This is a genomic window from Chitinophaga sp. H8, from assembly GCF_040567655.1.
In the GTDB taxonomy this organism is placed as follows: domain Bacteria; phylum Bacteroidota; class Bacteroidia; order Chitinophagales; family Chitinophagaceae; genus Chitinophaga; species Chitinophaga defluvii.
Genome location: NZ_JBEXAC010000004.1, coordinates 184130 through 205685, shown reverse-complemented (window position 1 = coordinate 205685; position 21556 = coordinate 184130). Strand labels below are relative to the sequence as shown.

The following is a 21556-nucleotide window of genomic DNA, read 5'->3' as shown; positions in this document are numbered from 1 at the left end:
TAACCCTTTCTTATCAAGGGCGTTAAAAATAAATTACTTTTTCACGGTCCTTTCTTCCTGCCCATCCGTCTTTATATTATAGGGGGCTTATATGCCTGTTCAAAATCTGATTTATGTCGCAGGATCCGTCCAGAATAACATATCTGTTGCAGCGCTATACGGGCAAAACCTGTTCCAGGGAGGAGCTGGAGGAGTTATTCGCCTATATCGCGGAAGCCGCCAATGATGAAACGTTGCATAGTTTCATGGAAAATACCTATCAGCATATGATGCCTGGAGAGGAGCTGCCGGAAATAGATCGCGACAGTGTATATGAAAGTATTATCCAGCAGCAGCCCGCCAGGAGGAGAACGCTGTTTACTTTCCGGAGGGTAGCAGCAGCGGCGGTGTTGCTCTTAATGGTTGGAACTGCTTTTTGGTGGTTGGAACAGCGTAATAAGACCCGCGGGGAGATAACGATTGCAGGGCAACTAAAAACAGACGTAGCCCCCGGAAGTAATAAAGCAATATTAACCCTGGCTGATGGTTCTACGGTTACATTGGATAGTGCTGGCAACCAGGTGATCACACGTGGTAATACCAATATCAAGCAGCAAAACGGACAGCTATTGTATGCCGCACAGCAATCGGCTGCTGGTATTCAATACAATAAATTATCTACACCCAGAGGAGGGCAATTCAGGATTACATTACCGGATAGAACGAAAGTCTGGCTGAATTCCTCTTCCTCTTTAAAGTATCCTACAGCTTTTACAGGAAAAGAAAGAAGGGTAGAACTGGAGGGACAAGGTTATTTTGAAGTAGCCCCCAATGCAGCACAACCCTTTAAAGTAATGGTAAACGAAATGGAAGTACAGGTATTGGGTACTCATTTCGATATAATGGCTTATAAGGATGAAGGTACCGTAAATACTACGCTGCTGGAAGGAGTCGTGCAGGTGAAGGAGGGTACCGGGCTGCAATTATTAAAGCCGGGCCAGCAGGCGGTGTTAAATAATGAAAGCCGGACTATTCGTGTACAGGATGCGGATGTAAAAAAGATCATCGCCTGGAAAAATGGCATGTTCGTATTTAATAATATGGCATTGCCCGCTATATTAAGAGAGGTAGCACGCTGGTATGATGTGGATATTGTGTATGATGTAACTCCCAGCATTGAACTATACGGTGGCGGAATTGCCAGAAACCTTCACTTGTCTAGTGTGTTGAAGTTGCTGGAAGCCAGCGGTTACAATCATTTCAGGATAGAGGGAAGGAAGGTAATTGTATTGCCCTGAAGGCTTGAATAATTTCACGAATGGGCCTGCATAAATAACAGGCTATAGATATATTAATAGAAAAACTGTTCAGACAACCAAAATTTTAAGCACGTCAACCTGTACTACAAAAGGTTATGCGTTTAATCTTGATTGATAGCATCAATGAAGAATACCATTTAAAAACCGGAGGCGCTTGCAACACCCCCGGTCAGTCATCTGGCATTCTTAAGAAATCTCTGTAAGATCATTTAAAGTATTACCAAACACTACAAAAGTATGCATTTCAACTGTAATGTAATAGCCCGCTCCTGGCGCGGGCTGCCAACCCAAACGCTCCTGGTTATGAAGCTGACCACATTTCTCCTGTTAATTACCTGCCTGCACGTGAGTGCTGCCGGTTATTCCCAGCGGGTAACATTATCTGTCAAGAATATGCCCCTGCAAAAGATCTTTGCCGAGGTAATTACCCAAACAGGGGTATCAATTGTATACTCGGAAAAAGTGCTTTCGAGTACCACCCCCGTTTCTATTGATGTGAAGGATTTATCGGTACAGCAGGTGCTGGACCTGTGTCTTAAAAACCAACAGGTGGCTTACAAATTGGAAGGAAGCAGCTTTGTGATCCAAAAACTACCTGCAAAAACAGTGGAATCGTCATCTGCCCCGGCGGTAGCAGATACGCTTATCACCCTCTCCGGAAAGGTAACCACTGCGGATAATACACCACTTCCAGGGGCTACGGTAATGGTAAAAGGTACCCAGAAGGGGACCCAAACCAATGGACAAGGAGAGTTCATACTCAGGGACCTGCCGTCTTCCGGTACCCTGGTGATCAGTAACATCGGTTTTGTTACCCAGGAAATCAGCATTTCTCCTGCCCGTAAAACCATCAATGTTACACTCCAGGAAGATACCAAAAGCTTTAATGAAGTAGTGGTAGTAGGGTACAGCGGTAAAAAGAAAAGCGAACTTACCAGTTCGGTTACTACCGTGTCGGCCGAAAAACTGAAAGATGTTACCACCAATGATATCGGTTCCATGTTACAGGGAAAGGTGGCAGGCTTGCAGGTGATCAACAGCTCCGGGGTGCCGGGTAGCAGCGCTGAAGTAAGACTAAGGGGTGTATCTTCTGTGAATGCCTCTCAGAACCCTTTATATGTAGTAGATGGGATTATCGGTGGTAATTATGATCCGAATGATGTGGAAAACGTAACGGTATTGAAAGATGCCGGTGCTACTGCTATGTATGGTTCCCAGGCAAATGCCGGTGTAATTATCATCACCACTAAAAAAGGACGTCTTGGCAAAACAAAGTTTGAAGCTAAGGTAACTACCGGATTCCGTAAGCCGGACTTTGGTAAAATACAGATGATGAACGGCAGCCAGCTGTATGAAAGACATAAAGAACTGTATCGTGATTATATTCCCGGTACTACCAACAATTCCTATAAAATAGATCTCCTCAAATTCTACGCAGAACGTCCGAGAACATTGCGCGACCAGAACTACAACTGGCTCACCAACATGTTCCAGACAGCACCTGTGCAAAATATTTATCTGGCAGCCAGCGGAAGCACAGAGAAAAATGAATACTATACCAGTATTTCCTACTACAATGAAAAAGGAACCTTTCTAAATACAAATTATCAGCGTATCAACCTCCGTGGTAATGCAACCCACCATTTTTCTAAAAAGGTGAGTGTAACAAATAATATCAATATCAGTGCTGCTACGGGAAAGAGCTATAATTATGATGATGTGTTCTATGCCTATCTGAATATTCCCTGGGATAATCCTTATGATGCCAATGGGCAACCGGTATATGTAGATGGTAACAGTACCGCAAAATGGTGGTCAAGGGATAAAACAAATCCTATTCATACCATTAATAATTCCAACCATCCATATAAAAGCTTCAATGTAAACTATGATCTGAACCTGAATGTACAGATCACAGACTGGCTGTCTTTTTCCAGTACCAACAGAACGGCTGCTAACTACAGTAAGAGCACAGATTATTATTCTCCAGTGGTGGCAGGACAATATAATGGTGCTGGTTTCCTGAATGAACTGGGAACGCTGAGCTACGGAATTATCTCCAATGACCTGTTAAAATTCAATTTCCAGAAGGGCGACCATACGATCAGTGGTCTGGCTGGTATTGCTATTGAAAACAGTAAAACTGAGATTGTGGGTGCTTCCGGTAAAGGACTGCCCATCGGATTGTCTGTATTGAATGTAGTGTCTAATACGCAGCTGGTAAATGGTTATAATGATGCCGCAATTATTCAGTCCTTTATCTCACAGGTAAGTTATGGCTTCCGGGAAAAGTACTTCCTGACAGGGTCTTACCGTGTGGATGGTTCTACTGCATTTCCTGCCAGTAAACGCTATGGTTCCTTCCCGGCGGTTTCTGCTGCCTGGTTGATGAGCAATGAACCTTTCCTGCAGAATAATGGCATTGTGGATATGCTTAAAATAAGAGGTAGTTATGGGGTTACCGGTACACAGGATATCGGATCCTCCCGTTATCTGGGGCTTTATTCCCTGAGCAGCCAGTACAATACTTCTCCTGCCGCTACTCCTTTGCAGTTACCAAGCCCGGATCTTACCTGGGAAAGTAAACACCAGCTGAACGCAGGTATTGATGTGAGTTTGTTAAAGCGGATCAACCTGACGGTGGATGTGTATAACAACGTCACTAAAAATCTGTTGTTACAGGTGTCACAGCCATTGTCTGTAGGTTTTGAACAACGTTGGGAAAATGCCGGCCAGATCATCAATAATGGAGTGGAGATTGGTTTGAATACCATCAATATAAAGACGAAAAACTTTGAATGGAATACAGATTTTAATATCAATTTCAACTCAAATAAATTACAGCACCTGCCCAGCGATATTACCCGTACCCAGCCTACCTGGAGTATTTCCCAGATCTACAGGAATGGAGGTAATCTCTATGAGTTCTATATGCCTAAATGGCTGGGTGTAAACAAAGAAACCGGTGCTCCGCAATGGGAAGTGGTGAAAAAGGATGCAGATGGAAAAGTACTTTCCAGAGAAGCTACGTCCGATTATGCAAGCGCTACCTATCAGGAAGTAGGATCTGCACTGCCTAAATTCCAGGGTGGATTTACTTCTCAGTGGAAGTACAAAAATCTGGCCTTAAGTGTAAATGCTTACTTCCTTTCCGGTAATAAGGTATTTAGTAATGCACTCCGGTTTGTGATGAATGATGGTATTGAACCTTATTACAACCAGATTGTACTGCCCAAGGGGTATAGCACCTGGGCTAAGCCTGGTGATGATGCTACAGAGCCAAGTCCGCAAAATGCAGCTAACGGTACAGAAACTTCTACCCGTTATTTAAAAGATGGCAGCTACCTGTCTATCCGTAATATTTCCCTTTCTTACGAACTGCCGAAACATTGGATCAGCAGTATCAAACTGGATGGGGTAACTGTTTCTTTAACGGCGGATAACGTTTACACATTTACAAAATTCCTGGGCCAGGATCCGGGTACTACCATTGCTACCGGCAGTTATATCATGCCGGGTGTGTCTGACTTTAAGTACCCCAATAATCGCCAGTATCTGTTAAACGTTAACATCCGGTTCTAGGAAAAAAACTATAAGATCATGAGAACGAAATTCTTTTTTATCATACTTATTTTACCACTGCTGATAACCGGTTGTCTGAAGGATGTAAATCCCAGTGATGCGATTACTACCGGTACCCTCACTAATTCAAAGGATGGATTGCAAAAGGCATTGAATGGTGCTTATGCATTATTCAAGGATCATGTGGCCTTTAATGGCACAGTGGATGGCAACAACATGTACCTGCGCCAGTATTTTCAGCTGAGCGATTTTGCCGGAGATGATATTGTTTGTGCACAAACCACTACGGATCCGCTGTATTACAGCTTTTCGCTGGATCATACTGCTACACAAACGAACAGTCGCTATTTCTGGTACATTTCCTATAAGATCATTAATGACGTAAACACGGTGATAGAATCGGCAGAAAAGATGCCTAATCCCGATGAGAGCATTAAACAACTGATCGGAGAGTGTTATTTCTTACGGGCTTTCTGTCACTTCAACCTGGTGAGGTTATTTGCCAGACCATACACACAGGATCCTAATGCCAACGGTATTATCCTGCGTACTTCCAGCAGCGACCCTGCTCAGAAAGCAAGGTCCAGCGTAAAAGAAGTGTATGCTTCCGTGATATCAGATGCGTTGAAAGGTGCCGAATTGATGAATCAGGCGCGTGGGGTGCAGTTTGCATCTAAAGAGGCTTCCTGGGCCTTGTTGTCAAGAGCCTATCTGTATAAAGAAGTGAATGACAGTACTGGTTATTATGCTGATAAGGTGATCAACTCAGGCCGGTTTACCTTGGAAACAGCCAGTTCTTTTCCAACCCTGTTTGCAAATGCATTGGCAGGGAAAGAAACCATCTTTTGTGTAGCTTTTTCTGCAGCGGATGATTATGGAAAGGCAGGTTCTATTGCTTCCATGCTTTACTCTGATGGTAACTCCGGCTGGGGAGAAGAATATGCTTCCCAATCCCTTCGGGATACCATGTCGGCTAATAAGGAAGATGTACGTTGGTCTTATATAGTACCACTGAAGGATGGAGATGGTAATATGCAAAAGAAGAATGGGATTGAAATATATTATATCAGTAAGTTTTCCTTCCAGGGAGGAAGCCCTACGTTAAGCTCACCGATTATGTTCCGTCTGGCAGAAATGTACCTGAACAAAGCAGAGGCTTTGGCTAAAGCTGGTAACACGGCTGATGCACTGGATAACGTAGATATGATCCGCAAAAACCGGGGATTGCAAAATGCCTTGTACAACAAAAAATTGCCTGTAGGAAAAACAGCGCTGGATATTGTACTGAAAGAAAGACGTATTGAACTGGCTTTTGAAGGCCATCGTAATTTTGATGTATACCGCAATAAACGTGATCTGAATCGTACCTACTGGGGATACCACCTGCCAGGACTGAAAGAATCAGATATTGATCTGTCTGTCAACCCAGGCAATTATCCCAACATGATCGTTAAGTGGAACGCGCCCAGAATCATCTATTATATACCAATAGATGAAGTGCAGACCAATACGCTGTGTACACAGAATCCTTAATGAGAAACTGTTGTGGGTAAAAGGATATTGATATTACATTCAACTATTAATGCCGTATTATCATGAAGATCATTAAATATATATTACAACTCTTAGTGCTGGCAAGCATAGCAGGCGCCTGTAAAAAGGATGAAGCCAAACCGGTTGCCGATATTTTTTATAAAGTAAACATCGTAGATAAAACAGTCACGTTTACCAACGAAACCAAAGGTGCCGTATCTTATAAATGGGACTTTGGTGATGGTACTTCTTCCACGGAAACCAGCCCGGTACATACTTACCCGGAGAAGGGAAAATATGTACCTACTTTATATGCTACCACCCAGGATGGTAGTGTGGCAGAAGGTTCTACCGTGATCTATATTGCTAAAACATCTCCTGTAAAATTGGATGACAACTCTCTGGCCGACTGGGACGAGGTGAAAGATTATGAAATCGTATCTGGTGCAGGAGAAACATTCTTCAAAAGAGCAAAGTTTGACTATGATGCACAGTACATTTATGTGTACCTGGAAATGGCTTCAAAGGCAGCAAATGCTGATATCTTCGATTTTTACCTGGATACAGATAATAATGCAGGCACAGGGTTAGTGACCGATATTCCGGAGGGGGGATATGACGTGTTATTGGAAGGTGCTATACTGGATGGGTGGTTCGATGTATTCAATCATAAAGGTGCCCAGAATGAGTTTAGTTTTGACCCAACAGGGGTAACTGAATTTTATACGGTAGGTACCAAGGTAGAAACCGGTGGAATCCTCAAGTTTGAAATGCGCCTTAACCGTTCCAAAATAAAAGGGCTGTCTGCTACCAAAGCATTCCGTGTTGGAATTATTGCTACTAAAGGCGATTGGTCTGCTACCTTGGGGCGTATCCCGGATGCAGGAAAACCATCCTTACTGATCAATTTTGAATAAATAATAAAACAACCGGAGCAAGTAGCGTAATAGCGGCTCCGGTTGTTTTGCTTCACTTAAGTATTTACCCATTTTTAGATTCACTTAGCTGCATCCTGTATTTACAGTGGGAAGGGAGTGATATGTGAATACCTGTGTCTGCTGCTGATGGGGATGTCTGCAAAATTGAAAATCTTATGAAACATACACAATGGATCCTGGGGCTGCTCCTCACAGTAGGATGTACTAAAACAAACCATGCTGATGAAGGAAACCATCCGGAAGTAAAACAAGTAACCTATATCGAGAGTAAAGCTGATTTCCCCAATCCTGAACGGGGATTTTACCGGTACTCGGAAACGCGGGTGGATGATTACAATCTGCTGGAAGAGGAAGAACTAAAGGGGTATCGTGATGTACAAAATATTACAGGAGCCGGATACAGTGTGTTGAGCACTTTGGTGTTCCGGTATTTTATCCTGGAAGGATATAACAACAAGCCCTTGCCTGCCACTTTCCTCGAAAATTTTAAGAAGGATGCTGCTACCGCCCGTAAGGCAGGGGTTAAATTGATTCCCCGGTTCACCTATACCGTTACCTCAAATGCGGGTTCCTGCCCGGAGGGATTCATCTGTCCGCCTTATGGGGATGCTCCCAAAAATATGGTGTTGCAGCATATCAGCCAGCTTAAACCGCTGCTGCAGGAAAATGCGGATGTGATAGCCTGCCTGCAGATGGGATTCATTGGCACCTGGGGCGAGAACTATTACACGGACTACTTTGGTGATGCTTCTTCTAATGGACAATCAAAATTGCTGAACAATAACTGGGCAGACAGGGGAGAAGTACTAAAGGCACTGCTGGAAGCATTGCCCCCGGACCGTATGGTACAGGTGCGCTACCCACAGGTGAAGCAACGGTACATTTACGGGGTAAATGCACCGGCCTCTTCTGCAGCATTAACAACAGAAGAAGCCGCTCAGGAAAATGATAAAGCAAGAATTGGCTATCACAATGATTGTTTCCTGGCCAGTGCCAACGACTATGGCACCTATGAAGATTATGGCAATTCTTCTTCTCCCAGAAAGGAAGCGACGACCGCTTTCCGTAACTATTTCTCCATGGATAGCAGGTATGTGGTAGTGGGGGGAGAAACCTGCAGTGATGATTACAGCCCGCAAAATGATTGTGAACCTGCCGGAAAAGCAGAACAGGAGTTTGGAGAGATGCATTACAGCTTCCTGAATGCACACTATAATGCGGAAGTAAATAACGATTGGCAAACGGGCGGCTGTATGGACAATATCAAACGTAAACTGGGATACCGGTTAGTGCTGAAAGATGGCACCTTTCCTGATAAGGTTACCCCCAATGACTCTGTAGCGGTGATGATCAACTTGCAGAATGTAGGATATGCAGCGCCTTACAACCCCAGACCCGTGCAATTAATACTACGGGAAAAAAGTACGGGCGAAAAACATGTTTTTGAATTTAATACGGAGATACGTACCTGGCTTACCGGGTCCATACAGCTAAAACAGGCGTTTCGCCTGCCTGCCGGCATAAAGGCTGGCAGTTATGAAATGCTGCTGAATTTACCGGATAAATATGCTTCTCTGAAAGAGATGCCGGCATTCAGTGTACAACTGGCCAATGAACAGGTATGGGAGCCGGCTACAGGATACAATCAACTGAACCATACTATCAATATTCAAAACTAATCAGGGAATGGATATACAAAAGTCAGATGGGAGGTTATTATCACTGGATGTGATGCGGGGTATTATCATGCTTTTGCTGGCAGGCGAAAGCTGTCTGCTGTACGAGTCATTAAAGCACCTGCAATGGGGTGGTGTGTTTGGCAGTATCGTAAATCAGTTCTTTCATCATCCCTGGCATGGTCTGCGGTTTTGGGACCTGGTACAGCCCGCGTTTATGTTTATGGCAGGGGCGGCCATGTATATCGCTGTAACCCGCAAGAAAAGTAAAGGCGTTGCTGATTGGGATAATTTCAAACATATTGCTATCCGCAGCGGGAAACTGTTTTTACTGGGTGTAGGATTACATTGTGTCTATGCTGGTGAAATGGTATGGGAACTCTGGAATGTGCTCACACAATTATCATTTACTACCCTGGTAGCCTATTTCTTAATCAATCAATCCTTCAAAGTACAAATAGGAGCAGCCTTATTAATGATCGTATTAAATGATGTGCTCTACAGAACTATCCTCATTCCTGGTTTTGATCAGCCTTTTGTACAGGGGCGCAATTTCGGTTCCTATGTAGATACTTTGCTGATGGGCAAAATCAATTCAGATGGATGGGTGGCCTTTAATTGTATTCCTACCGCAGCACACACCATTTTAGGGGTAACGGCGGGCAAATTATTAATGAGCTCCCGGCCAGGTGCGGTGAAAATACGGATCCTGATCCTGGCAGGAATCATCGCTTTATTGCTGGGATATGGATTGGACCTGGCTGGCATATCCCCGATTATCAAAAGAATCAGTACCGGCGGATTTGTATTGGCTTCTTTGGGATGGGTAACGCTGATCCTGGCGGGATTGTATTGGTGGATTGACATAAAAGACCATAAAAAATATGTTTGGATAGCGGTAGTAGTAGGGATGAATTCCATCTTTATTTACCTGCTTTTTGAAACATTAGGCATGCAATGGTTAAATGGCAGTGTAGGAATATTTACGAATGGCATTACCGGCCTTTTACATTTGTCGGCAGATATACAACGGGTGGTTGCAGCATTGGCTGCGCTGGTATTGGAATGGTACATCTGTTATTGGTTATACCAGCGGAAGATCTTTTTTAAACTGTAAGAAACTATTTGTTTAAGTAATCAAATTATCAGTAGATGAATCAACATCATTTGCATCGTAGAAACTTCATTAAGGGAGCAGCGGTAGCGGGAATAGGAGCTACCCTGTTACATTCACCAGCAGAGTTGTTTGCCGCAGCAAAACAGGCTAAGGTAAGAGTGGGGCTGATAGGAGTCGGCGCCCGTGGATTAGGCCACCTGGAATTATGCCTGCGTCGCGCAGATGTGGAGGTAGTGGCTATTGCAGACCCGGATACCCAATATACAGTGCCCAAAGCAAGGGAATATATCAGCAAGGCATATGGTGCTAAGAAGAAGGTGGCAGAGTATACCAATGGCCCGGAAGATTTTTACAACCTGCTCAAACGGGATGATGTGGATGCTGTGATCATTGCTACACCCTGGGAATGGCATACTATCCAGGCAGTGGCTGCCATGAAAGCGGGCAAAACACCTGCACTGGAAGTGTGTGGTGCGGCAGATGTACAGGAATGCTGGGAACTGGTGAATACCAGCGAGGCTACCGGAGTGCCTTTGTTTGGGATGGAAAATGTTTGTTATCGCAGGGATGTAATGGCGGTATTGAATATGGCACGCCAGGGATTGTTTGGAGAAATTACCCATTTGCAGGGAGGCTACCAGCATGACCTGCGAAACGTGAAATTTAATAACGGCAAACAATACTATGGGGGTGGCGTAGAATTCGGCGAAAAGGCATTGTCGGAAGCGCATTGGCGAACCAATCATTCCGTACATCGTAATGGTGATCTTTATCCAACGCATGGGCTGGGGCCGGTAGGCAACATTATTAATATGAACCGGGGCAACCGCTTACTGTCCCTGTCATCTATGGCTACCAAGTCGCGGGGATTACATAAATATATTGTTGATCACGGTGGGGAAAATCATCCTAATGCAAAGGTGGAATTTAAGCTGGGAGATATCGTTAGTACACTCATCAAAACAAGTAATGGGGAAACGATTCTTTTATCACACGACACTAATTCTCCCCGCCCTTATTCGCTCAACTTCAGGGTGCAGGGCACTAACGGGCTGTGGATGGACGACCAGCAATCAATTTATGTAGAAGGCAAAAGCAAGTATGACGAATGGGAAAAAACAGGCAGTGAAAATGATCCGGGTAGTTATATGGCCAGGTATGATCATCCGCTGTGGAAACGTTATTCCGGAGATGCAGCAGGCGCTGGTCATGGTGGTATGGACTGGTATGTGATCAATTCTTTTATTGAGAGTGTCAAAAGAAAAGCACCTTATGCACTGGATGTATATGACCTGGCTACCTGGTATGCTATCACCCCATTGAGTGAACAATCTGTTGCAGAGGGTGGTTCCCTGCAATATATTCCAGACTTTACCAGGGGCAGATGGATGAACAGGAAGCCCATCTTCGGACTGAACGATCAATATTGATCGCCGGCAACAGGTGTTTGTCAGGTATCCAAATAAAACGGGGCTGACCATTACTTTTGATGGTTAGCCCCATTTTATGATAGGTGGTATACTTAATTACTCTTGAAGGAGATTTCTTCTACTACCACATCCAGTTTCTTCATAGAAGAATGATCTGATTTTACTTTTTTATCACCGGTTACGGGGTCGTACAATTTAGGATCTCCGGTATTCATTGCTTTGAAAGTAATGGATACCCCTTTGCCATCCATCGCACCACCTTCCCAGCTATCCACACTACCTCCGTTGGCCCATTCAAAGCCGTTTATTCTGAAATCTTTCCCGTTGATTTTAACAATTTTTGCCAGCGGATCACCTACCTTGATGCCAAACGGCGATTTCCATTTTGCATTTTCCTTGTTGAAGATTACGGTAGTAGTACTATCGCCTCCGAAGATGACCTGCATTTCATTATTACTATCCGGAAATACTACATATGCCTGGCCGATGTTATTGCCTTCCATATCAGTCGCCTGCCGGGTGATCACGTTTTCCTTCCCATACATTTCAATAAATTTTTCCGGCTGATGCAGGGAGAATATTTTCCTTACATCCCAGTTGTAGGGATCCGGAGCGGGTGGTGGCGGAGGGGCTACAGCCGCTGTTTGCGTTGGTGCAGCTGTGTTAGCAGTACTGGTAGTATTAGCCGCCTCAGGCTGTGCCGCATTGTTGCTGGCTACAGGCGCTGCTGCTGCCGGAGGTGCGGGGCTGGGCATCAGCTTTACATAGGCTGCTTTCTCTTCCATGAGTTCCTTGGCTTCCCCCTTATATTTATTTACAATATACGTAGCCATGGGAAACACATTCGCATTTTGTATCCCCATCGTCCTTAGATTTCCGATCAGGCGTTGACGGTTACAATTGCTGAATTGATACAGATACTTCAAGGCGGCATCCAATGCTTCGGGGTCCTTTTTAAGCTCGCCCATCGTTTTATCTACATCCAGTCCGCCGGAACCACTGCGGGTCATTTGATCCGTAATAAATCCCATGATAGAATCATTCGGAATCTGGAAGTGATGAGCGGCCCTGTCAGAAAAATCATCCATCTGAGGTTGGGTAAGCTTGGTCTGGGCACACAGTATAAGGGGGAAAAAGCAGGTAACCAATACTAATATCCGTTTCATGTATAATGAATTTAATAGTCGTGAGTTGAGTCGCAAACAATGGGTGTACGCTTTTAACAATCACTAAATTATGCAATAATACTGATCCAAAAAAGAATGGCAGAGGGCCATCCCTGGCAGTATAACGGGAATCAAAAAGCATTATTGCGCCATGGAGTAAACAGATTATTCTTTTTGTGTATTCGTATGGTCAACAGGCGGGTTTCCCCAATCCCCTTTTTTAAGGTCATCATCATCGGAAGCATTTCATAATCAGGCGATACAGGCCTGCGCTGCCCGGAAAGTACCGGTATTGCGCTATTACCGTTTATAAATGTTTTGCCGGTTAAATAGCCGGATCATTCTATATTTACGAGCTTTTATTGGCGCTTTTTTATTCTGAATCGCATGAGATACAACAAAATCATTTTTACAGCCTTATGGCTAACGGCTTGCTGCGTGCAGGCTGCATCTGCCCAAACTACTTCCAGGTATAATCAGCACGAAGTATTTGACCCTTTATTTTATAAGTCTGATGGTAACGAATACCGTAGTGCCAGCGGTGCTCCGGGACCTAAATACTGGCAAAACCGCGCCGACTATAAAATTAACGTAACCCTGGATACGGCACAACATACCGTAGCCGGTACCACGATTATCAACTATAAAAACAACAGCCCGGAAGAATTACCTTTCCTCTGGCTACAGCTGGACCAGAACGTATATCAGCAGGACTCCAGGGGGGAAGCTACTGCGCTGGTCAGTGGTGGACGCTATGCGAACAAGACCTTCACAAAAGGAAACGAAATAAAATCTGTTCACCTTATCCAGAACGGAAAAACACAGGAGGCAGATTATATTATCAATGATACCCGTATGCAAATACGCCTGCCACAGGCTTTGAAAGCCAGCGGAGGTACTATTGAAATAAAAATAGTATATGCGTTTGAGATACCATTATATGGTACCGACCGTATGGGCCGTGTGCTCACCAAAAATGGCTGGGTGTATGAAGTGGCACAATGGTATCCGAGGATGGCTGTATATGATGATGTACTGGGTTGGAATACCTTACCTTATCTGGGAGCAGGAGAGTTTTACCTGGAATATGGCGACTTTGATTACACCGTTACAGCACCGGCCAACGTAATAGTGGCAGGTTCCGGAGAACTGGTGAATGCGGCCCAGGTATTAACTCCGGTACAGTTAAGCCGTTATACCAAAGCTAAAAACAGTGCGCAAACTGTCATTATCAGAGACAGTACAGAATTAGGGAATACGGCGGCAAGGGGAAATCTTACCTGGCATTTTACCTGCAAAGATGCCCGCGATATTGCATGGGGCGCTTCCCGCGCTTTTATCTGGGATGCTGCAAGAATAGATTTACCCAGTGGCAAAAAAGCACTGGCACAATCCCTGTACCCGGTAGAAAGTGCAGGGCAGGATGCCTGGAGCCGCTCTACTGAATTTGTAAAGGGATGTATTGAACATGATTCCAAAAGCTGGTATGAATACACTTACCCGGTAGCTACCAATGTGGCGGGTATCGTAGGGGGAATGGAATATCCCGGTATTGTATTTTGCAGCTGGAAAAGCAGGAAGGATGGACTGTGGTTTGTCACCAATCACGAATTTGGACACAACTGGTTCCCGATGCTGGTGGGTTCTAACGAACGCAAATATGCCTGGATGGATGAAGGATTAAATACGTTCATTAATGAAATTGGTACCAAAGCGTTCAACAATGGGGAGTTTTATAAAAGGCCGGATGCACAGCGGGCAGCAAATGCTATTCTCGGCCCTGCTTCGGAAGTGGTGATGAGCAGCCCCGAAGTAATACAGCCAGGTGCTTTGGCGGTAGGGGCCTATTACAAACCTGCTATGGCCATGCGCTTATTACGCAGTCAGGTGTTGGGAGAAGAGCGTTTTGATTATGCTTTCCGTACTTACATCAAACGCTGGGCATATAAACATCCTACACCCAACGACTTCTTCCGTACCATGGAAAATGCAGCAGGGGAAGATCTGGGCTGGTTCTGGCGGGGCTGGTTCCTCAATAGCTGGAAGCTGGATCAGGGTGTCAAAGACGTAAAATACGTGGATAATGATCCTGCCAAAGGCGCATTGATCACGATCGTTAACCTGGAACAAATGGCGATGCCGGTAGTAATAGCGATTAAAGAAGTTAATGGTAAAACCAGCACCGTGAAACTGCCAGTGGAAATATGGCAGCGTGGCGGTACCTGGACTTTCAGATATGCCGCTACTTCTCCGCTTACCGAAGTAGTGATCGATCCGGACCATGACTTTCCGGATGTAGATCCGGCAAATAATACCTGGAAAGCTGCAGAATAATAACACCGGCTGGCCGGAATGAAATAATAGTAGCGGGGATATCATTATTGATATCCCCGCTTTTTATGGGAGCATCCCCGCGGATGATATGCCATCACGTTTACAATCCCTTGTCCCCTTATTGTCTGCAAGAAAGTACTTGACAGTATAAACAGGGCGGTGTATATTGTTTTATGAAAAAATTACTGATCGTTTGTTTATTGGCAGGTGCCAGCCTGCTGGGAACACAGGAAAAAGCCAGTGCACAGCAAAGGCCGGTGCTGAATCACATTGCATTGTATGTAGTGGATCTGCAGAAAAGCACTGCTTTTTACAGGGATATTGTAGGCATAGATACCATTCCTGAGCCTTTTCATGATGGCAAGCATACCTGGTTCCGCATTGCAGAAAAGAGCCACCTGCATCTTATTCAGGGGGCCAAAGCTGCCATCCCTCACGACAAAAATACCCACCTTTGTTTTAGCATCCCGTCTGTAGATGCATTTATCAAAGTGCTGAATAAGCATAAAATAGATTTTACCAACTGGGCCGGTACGGGCAAAACACCTACTGTGAGGGTAGATGGGGTAAAGCAGATTTATTTGCAGGATCCTGATGGCTACTGGCTGGAGTTTAATGATGCCAGGGAATAGGCATACATTACAAGCGCAGGCCTATGGTGAGCAAAACGTTTTGCATCACCATATACAAGGATTGATTGGTGAAGCCTATCCTGCTTTGACAATTCTCATCTGCATGCAGGTAAGTATACCACTTGGGGCCATTATAGCCCACTTGTGCGGCAGCACCCAGGGCCCAGGAGGCTTTAAACTGCCTGGGCTCATGTTCAGACCACAATACAGCCGGGCCTACACCGGTATGGATTAAAATGCTGGCGCCCCATCCTTTGGTGCCAAAAATTACATTATAGCCATAACCTAACTGTGGTACTGCACTGATAACATTCTTCCAGGGAGCATCATCTTTTACAATGGGAATGCTTACACTATCCTGTTGTAAAGAGGGCAGCGCATTCCACTGCTGGCCATTTAATTGTAACCATATAAAAAAAGACCCTGCAGAACGCATCTGCTGGGCACTATAGGATATTGCTGCCCGCATGGAAAAATCCTCGCCGTTTAGCACATGATAAATACTCACTGCTAATTCCCGGAACTTCAGATTGGGGTAGATCACTTCTTTTTCGTTACGCCGGTTTACCATCGCTAATCCCCGGTAGCTATGAAACGTACCAATCCCTCCCCATTTATCACCTATTGCGGAAAGCCCCATCGTAGTGGCCTTGATTTCATTGCCATTGGCATCCTTTTTACGGCCATACACATTCCGGCTATATGCCAGTCCAATCCACCTGTATTGACCATACACACCTACATACAGCTCATTTTTGGGGCGTAGCCCCGAATAGTCCCTGGTATTAAATCCAAAAGGAGATTTACTGAACTCATACCGGTTCCGCACTGAAAATAATTCTACCCTGCTTTTTAAAGGGAATTCCACAATGTTGGCTGGCTTCGCTGGAACACTATCCGTTACCATCAGGTGAAATGTCATGTATAACAAGCTCAACATTGCCGCAAGATAACAATGTGACAGGAAATGTACCAGGCTTTTTTGCTAAGAAAAGCGACAGGTATGACAGTACAGTAAATGGGTGTCATTTTATTTTTGCAATTGCTTTCCTAGTTGGTAGTCTACCATATCTTTAAAACTATTTAACCGTAATGCGCCGGGAAGGGCTACCCTGTTGTTGTCAGGGGCTGCCATACGGGCGCCGGGAGTAGGAGCAGGAAAGGTACCATTGGAAGAAATATAGGCAAATATCCCTTTGAGGTTATCGTCGGTTGCCGCTCCCCAGGGAACGTCTACGTAATCCAGCGCAGGATGATCTACGTCAATACCGCTGAAGTAGCCCCCTTCGTTATTGGCATTGCGTGTTTCAAAGTTGATAGCGTACAGGTCTGCCAGGTATTTACGGGTACCGGTAGCATCATGGGCCGCAATATTGAAACTGATAAAGCCTACTGGTTTGCCATAGGTTTTGGCGCCCACCAGTTTTACGTTCATATAGGGCTTCAGATTGTTCAGCGTCAGCTCACTGGCAGAGGCGGTATTATCGCTCACTATAAAGAATACATTATTCAGTTGAAGATTACCCCCGCCGGCAAAATTAATCCCTGCAGGGAGGCCGGAAGCGCTTAAATTGGCCGACAGCTTATCATTGTAGATATAGTTGTACATCTTCTTGTCTTTCGTAGCAGCAGGCGCAATGGCATTATCCAGGTACTGGGCAGTGCTCACAGAGCCTCCGCCATTGTACCGCAGATCTACAATCAGGTCACGTATGCCTGCATCAGAAAACTTATTAAATACCCTGTCCAGCTCCAGCTTGGTAGTGGTAGGGGCGCCATTACTGGCGAAAGGACTGGCGTAAGTATAAAAAACAAAATAGCCTACCTTCTTGCTATTGACGGTATATACCGTGTCGAACAATACCGGATTAATGTTGTAAGAGGAGGCACTGAGCGAATAAGTACCCATATTGGCCCCACCGGGTGCTTTAAAAGCAAGGGTTACCTGGTTGGACGAAAACAGCGCTGCTTCTACTTTCTTGGTATTGGCCCCTCCGTTATCATAGGAGATATTACTATCCCCATTCACCGCAGTAATTTCCCATCCGCGTTGGATACCCTGCTGCCCGGCAGGAGAATTCTTATCCGTATAAAGCACGATCAGCTGCCCGCTTCTCGTATAAGTAGCCTGAAGTCCGAAATCTCCTTTTACATCGGCCTGGGTTTGTCCCACAATACCATTGATCAGTTTGTTCGACAAGGTACCGGTACGGTCCAGGAAGCTGTAACGGTCTATCTTGTTCTTAGCGGCATCCACCGGATAGCTGATCAAAGATGTCAGCAGGTCTTCCGCCTTGGCAAAGCTGGAAGAAAAAGGATCTGTTTTAGGTACCTGCTGATACCAGTAATAGGTAGGCAGGTCAAAGCTCGTATTACGGCCCCCGTCAGCATAGCTTACCTGCATGATGTTATACATCAGGTATTTCAGGGAATCTTCATCCGATTTAGGGGTACCGTTACCGGAAGGTGGATTGGTGCCAGTGTCGGCGACTTCTTTTTTGCGGCAGGCTGTAAATAATCCGCCTGCCAGTACCAGGCTCACCATAACTTTTGCAACGCTCGACGAAATTCTTATTGGCATATAAAGTACATTAGGAACTAGATATATTAACGCTTATCCCGAATTTATAGTTTGGAGGAAGCCTTAAAACAACAGACTTCCCCAAATCTAAGTAAAATGGAACAATCCTGATAAATAAACCGGATAGCCGGAGGCTTTGTACCTTTAACTGGCGGGTGGCAGTCAAAACGCGCTGCATCCCCTGATAACCATCTCTTTAAGATCTTAAAATGATGTATAATGAACTATCGTGTATTAGGTAAATCTACCCTGAAAATTAGTGAAATCAGCTTTGGGGGAATGTCCCTTACCGGTACTCCGGTGGAAGATACCCGTTTGTTGCTCGAAGCACTGGATAGGGGGATTAATTTCTTTGATACCGCCGACCTGTATGGGAAAGGGGCAAATGAGGAACTGCTGGGAAAAGCCTTCCAGGGTAAGCGGGCACAGGTAATTATCGCTACCAAAGCTGGCAACCAGTGGCGGAAAGATGGTAGTGGCTGGGACTGGAACCCCCGTAAGGAATACATTTTATCCTGCGTGGAAGGCAGCCTGCGCCGGCTGCAAACCGATTATATCGATCTGTACCAGCTCCATGGAGGAACAATGGATGATCCGATTGATGAAACCATCTCCGCTTTTGAATTGCTGAAACAGCAAGGTAAGATCCGGTACTATGGGATTTCTTCTATCCGTCCTAATGTAATACGGGAGTATATCAGCCGTTCCAATATTGTTAGTGTAATGATGCAGTATAGCCTGCTGGACCGCCGTCCCGAAGAAAGCTGCCTGCCCCTGCTGAAGGAACATGGTATTGGGGTACTGGTAAGGGGAGGCGTGGCTGGTGGATTGCTGGTGGATAAGCCGGCGGTACCTTATTTGAATTACTCGGAGAAAGAAGTCCGCTATGCGGCGGCGGCACTACGGAAAATCGCCGGACCGGCGGGACACCCTGCCCGTACTGCTTTACAGTTTGTATTACAGCATCCGGCCGTTACTTCTGCGGTAGTAGGTATCCGTACCATGCCGCAACTGGAAGATGCATTGGCTACCGCTCAAATGCCCCCGCTTTCGGAAATGGACCGGAGATACCTGGCGGAATCATTACCTGCTAATACTTATGAATTACACCGGTAGCATAAAATAGCTGTTAGCCTTTAGCTGAAAGCTCTTTTAACCCACTCCCTGCCTTAAGCTCGTAGCTCATAGCTCAAGGCACGCAGCTTTTTAGATTTAATGCCTACCATCTGATTCATTTCCGGGTCCCATACTTTCAGCTGAAAACATGCCCAGATATCTTTGGGTTTCAGGGAAGTGGTTTTAGCGTTTTGCAGGGCCGGAATACCTTGCATGACTTCCGGCAGGCGGTAAAAAGGTATACGGGCATTGAGGTGGTGGATATGATGGTGGCCGATATTGGCGGTAAACCAGGCCATCAGGGGAGGCATGACCATATAACTGGATGAAAGCATGGCGGCTTTGTCATAGCTCCAGCTTTCATTGTCACTGAAAGTTACCCCCGGAAAATTATGCTGGGCATAAAACAGGTAAGCGCCAATACTACAGGCGATAAAAAAGGGAATGAAGATAAACAGTAACCAGCTTTGCCATCCCAGTAACCAGTAAACAGCTATGCTGGCAGTAAGATGGATAATAATGGCCAGCAGAGAGTCCATATGCTTACGTGGGCTGCTCAGAAAAGAATTAATACACATCCCTACCAGGAACATGGATAAATAGCCCCACAGAATGGTGAGCGGATGCCGGGTAAACAGATAGCTCCGTTTTTCCGCTTTGCTCATAGACAGGAATTTTTTCCTGGTTACAATCGGATAGGAGCCTATACTGGCACTGAATAATTTGGAATTGTGCTTGTGGTGGTAATCATGGGAGCGTTTCCAGATGCTGGTGGGTGCCAGCACATAAATACCGAAAATGGCCATGATCACATCAGCCAGCTTGGATTTGTACAGAATGGCATGGTGCTGATGGTCATGATAGATCACAAACATGCGGACAATCAGCAGGCCAGATAAAATGCTGGCTGCAATCTTCAGGAGAAGATAGGGCGCCAGCAAAGTAGCTGTTAACGCCAACAGCAAAAAGCAAAGCGTTGATAAAGTGTATAACCAGCTTTTTCCTCTAAATTCACTTGCATAAGGCTTTGTAGCCAATATCAGGTCTTTCCCTTCCAGCATAAAATACTTTTCAGATTATTTTAATGGTGTATACTTACAGCTCTCTTTTATGTTTCCAGCGCCGGTGCGTCCATAACCAGGTAGCAGGCTGCGCATGAATATCTTTTTCCAGTTTTCGTGTATGGGAGGTTGTTATTTCCCCATTTGCAGTGGAGGCCGGTTCGCCAATTAACACTTCAGCATACACCGTATAATATCCCCTTTTGACACGTACTACAGAAACGTATACTACCGGGTAGTTCATTTTCTGTGCAATCCGTTCTGTGCCGGTAAATACAGGCGTATCCTGGTGCATAAAGGTGAGCCACTGCGCGCTTTTAGGATTGGGGGCCTGGTCGGCAATAAATGCAGTGGCGTTGACTTCTTTCCGGTTGGATACCATGTCGCGGAAGGTATCCTGCATGGCAATTAACTTAGTGCCGAAACGGGTACGCATTTTATACATCAGCCCGTTAAAGTGTTTGTTGGCCAGCGGATGATAAATCACATACAGCTGTTGCGGGCAAACTATGCTGAAGGTATTTCCTGCCCATTCCCAATTCCCTTTATGGCCCATTACCAGGATTACACTTTTCTTTGCTGCTGCCATTTGCTCAAAAAGGGCAACTGTATCCGGATGGAAGCTGCAATGCCGCAGCATCTTTTCTTTGCTGATTGTCAGCGTTTTAAAAGTTTCCAGGAACAAATCACAGAAATAATGATAAAATTCCCGGCAGATTTGCCGGATTTCCTGTTCACTTTTTTCAGGAAATGAGTTGCGTAAGTTATCAAGTACTACCTTTTTACGGTACCCTATTACATGGTATAATAGCACATAAACGCCATCAGAGAGCAGGTAAAGCACGCGGAAAGGCAGCAGGGATATCAGGTAGATAACCGGTAAAACTAAATAATACAATATCAATGTCAAGTCAAAACAGTGTTACGTTGGCTGTAGGTCCAAAAGCAAAAGCTGTAAATCTATCCTTTATCAGGCACTTTTCATAACCATAAAATGTTAATTTTTCTTAATGATTGTATCCTGCCGCCAGCAAGCCAGGCCCGTAAAGGACAAATTTTAATTGCTGCATCCTGTCAATATTGTATTTTAGG

The 21556-nt window shown here is 45.1% G+C and carries 15 protein-coding genes; 10 read left to right on the top strand and 5 right to left on the bottom strand.

Annotated elements, in window-relative coordinates; all coding sequences use genetic code 11:
• Window positions 1–113: 113 nt before the first annotated feature.
• The 7 genes from ABR189_RS29830 (at window position 114) to ABR189_RS29800 (ending at window position 11574) form a co-directional block, all read left to right on the top strand.
• The gene (locus tag ABR189_RS29830) at window positions 114–1277 is read left to right on the top strand and encodes a FecR family protein (protein ID WP_354664195.1); all 1164 of its coding nucleotides are present in this window, start codon (window positions 114–116) and stop codon (window positions 1275–1277) included.
• Between the two features lie 258 nt (window positions 1278–1535).
• The gene (locus ABR189_RS29825; protein ID WP_354664194.1) at window positions 1536–4880 is read left to right on the top strand and encodes a SusC/RagA family TonB-linked outer membrane protein; all 3345 of its coding nucleotides are present in this window, start codon (window positions 1536–1538) and stop codon (window positions 4878–4880) included.
• 18 nt (window positions 4881–4898) lie between these two features.
• Window positions 4899–6413 (top strand): RagB/SusD family nutrient uptake outer membrane protein, encoded by a 1515-nt coding sequence (locus tag ABR189_RS29820; protein WP_354664193.1) that lies wholly within the window; start codon window positions 4899–4901, stop codon window positions 6411–6413.
• A 62-nt stretch (window positions 6414–6475) separates the two neighbouring features.
• On the top strand, window positions 6476–7330 hold the full coding sequence (locus ABR189_RS29815) for a PKD domain-containing protein (protein WP_354664192.1): 855 nt from the start codon (window positions 6476–6478) through the stop codon (window positions 7328–7330).
• Window positions 7331–7506: 176 nt separating this feature from the next.
• A complete protein-coding gene (locus ABR189_RS29810; protein ID WP_354664191.1) occupies window positions 7507–9030 on the top strand; it encodes a DUF4832 domain-containing protein in 1524 nt (507 codons plus the stop codon).
• A 7-nt stretch (window positions 9031–9037) separates the two neighbouring features.
• Entirely contained in the window at window positions 9038–10144 is a 1107-nt protein-coding gene (locus tag ABR189_RS29805) for an acyltransferase family protein (RefSeq protein ID WP_354664190.1), read from the top strand.
• Between the two features lie 35 nt (window positions 10145–10179).
• Window positions 10180–11574 carry a Gfo/Idh/MocA family oxidoreductase gene (locus ABR189_RS29800; protein ID WP_354664189.1) on the top strand — a complete coding sequence of 465 codons (1395 nt, stop codon included), beginning with the start codon at window positions 10180–10182 and terminating at the stop codon, window positions 11572–11574.
• Window positions 11575–11666: 92 nt separating this feature from the next.
• On the opposite strand, the gene ABR189_RS29795 is transcribed toward ABR189_RS29800, so the two are convergent.
• Complete coding sequence (locus tag ABR189_RS29795; protein WP_354664188.1) at window positions 11667–12740, bottom strand: hypothetical protein; 1074 nt, start codon at window positions 12738–12740, stop codon at window positions 11667–11669.
• 387 nt (window positions 12741–13127) lie between these two features.
• On the opposite strand from ABR189_RS29795, the gene ABR189_RS29790 reads away from it, so the two are divergent.
• Window positions 13128–15074, top strand: coding sequence for a M1 family metallopeptidase (locus ABR189_RS29790; protein WP_354664187.1), 1947 nt, complete (start codon window positions 13128–13130; stop codon window positions 15072–15074).
• A gap of 173 nt (window positions 15075–15247) precedes the next feature.
• Window positions 15248–15706, top strand: coding sequence for a VOC family protein (locus ABR189_RS29785; protein WP_354664186.1), 459 nt, complete (start codon window positions 15248–15250; stop codon window positions 15704–15706).
• 7 nt (window positions 15707–15713) lie between these two features.
• Here the strand turns inward: ABR189_RS29785 and ABR189_RS29780 are convergent, their stop codons facing one another.
• Entirely contained in the window at window positions 15714–16646 is a 933-nt protein-coding gene (locus ABR189_RS29780; RefSeq protein ID WP_354664185.1) for a DUF4421 family protein, read from the bottom strand.
• Window positions 16647–16736: 90 nt separating this feature from the next.
• Complete coding sequence (locus tag ABR189_RS29775) at window positions 16737–18287, bottom strand: S41 family peptidase (protein WP_354664184.1); 1551 nt, start codon at window positions 18285–18287, stop codon at window positions 16737–16739.
• 219 nt (window positions 18288–18506) lie between these two features.
• Here ABR189_RS29775 and ABR189_RS29770 point away from each other — a divergent pair, with 219 nt between their 5' ends.
• Complete coding sequence (locus tag ABR189_RS29770) at window positions 18507–19403, top strand: aldo/keto reductase (protein ID WP_354664183.1); 897 nt, start codon at window positions 18507–18509, stop codon at window positions 19401–19403.
• Between the two features lie 53 nt (window positions 19404–19456).
• Here ABR189_RS29770 and ABR189_RS29765 read toward each other — a convergent pair whose 3' ends face one another.
• Together ABR189_RS29765 and ABR189_RS29760 are read right to left on the bottom strand one after the other, a co-directional pair.
• Complete coding sequence (locus tag ABR189_RS29765; protein ID WP_354664182.1) at window positions 19457–20464, bottom strand: fatty acid desaturase family protein; 1008 nt, start codon at window positions 20462–20464, stop codon at window positions 19457–19459.
• Window positions 20465–20498: 34 nt separating this feature from the next.
• Complete coding sequence (locus ABR189_RS29760; protein WP_354664181.1) at window positions 20499–21374, bottom strand: lysophospholipid acyltransferase family protein; 876 nt, start codon at window positions 21372–21374, stop codon at window positions 20499–20501.
• Between the last annotated feature and the right edge of the window lie 182 nt (window positions 21375–21556).

What these genes read in the sequence shown, in the direction of transcription:
- ABR189_RS29830 (WP_354664195.1), top strand. Translation starts at nt 114, where the DNA reads ATGTCGCAGGATCCGTCCAGAATAACATATCTGTTGCAGCGCTATACG.
- ABR189_RS29825 (WP_354664194.1), top strand. Translation starts at nt 1,536, where the DNA reads ATGCATTTCAACTGTAATGTAATAGCCCGCTCCTGGCGCGGGCTGCCA.
- ABR189_RS29820 (WP_354664193.1), top strand. Translation starts at nt 4,899, where the DNA reads ATGAGAACGAAATTCTTTTTTATCATACTTATTTTACCACTGCTGATA.
- ABR189_RS29815 (WP_354664192.1), top strand. Translation starts at nt 6,476, where the DNA reads ATGAAGATCATTAAATATATATTACAACTCTTAGTGCTGGCAAGCATA.
- ABR189_RS29810 (WP_354664191.1), top strand. Translation starts at nt 7,507, where the DNA reads ATGAAACATACACAATGGATCCTGGGGCTGCTCCTCACAGTAGGATGT.
- ABR189_RS29805 (WP_354664190.1), top strand. Translation starts at nt 9,038, where the DNA reads ATGGATATACAAAAGTCAGATGGGAGGTTATTATCACTGGATGTGATG.
- ABR189_RS29800 (WP_354664189.1), top strand. Translation starts at nt 10,180, where the DNA reads ATGAATCAACATCATTTGCATCGTAGAAACTTCATTAAGGGAGCAGCG.
- ABR189_RS29795 (WP_354664188.1), bottom strand. Translation starts at nt 12,740, where the DNA reads ATGAAACGGATATTAGTATTGGTTACCTGCTTTTTCCCCCTTATACTG.
- ABR189_RS29790 (WP_354664187.1), top strand. Translation starts at nt 13,128, where the DNA reads ATGAGATACAACAAAATCATTTTTACAGCCTTATGGCTAACGGCTTGC.
- ABR189_RS29785 (WP_354664186.1), top strand. Translation starts at nt 15,248, where the DNA reads ATGAAAAAATTACTGATCGTTTGTTTATTGGCAGGTGCCAGCCTGCTG.
- ABR189_RS29780 (WP_354664185.1), bottom strand. Translation starts at nt 16,646, where the DNA reads ATGTTGAGCTTGTTATACATGACATTTCACCTGATGGTAACGGATAGT.
- ABR189_RS29775 (WP_354664184.1), bottom strand. Translation starts at nt 18,287, where the DNA reads ATGCCAATAAGAATTTCGTCGAGCGTTGCAAAAGTTATGGTGAGCCTG.
- ABR189_RS29770 (WP_354664183.1), top strand. Translation starts at nt 18,507, where the DNA reads ATGAACTATCGTGTATTAGGTAAATCTACCCTGAAAATTAGTGAAATC.
- ABR189_RS29765 (WP_354664182.1), bottom strand. Translation starts at nt 20,464, where the DNA reads ATGCTGGAAGGGAAAGACCTGATATTGGCTACAAAGCCTTATGCAAGT.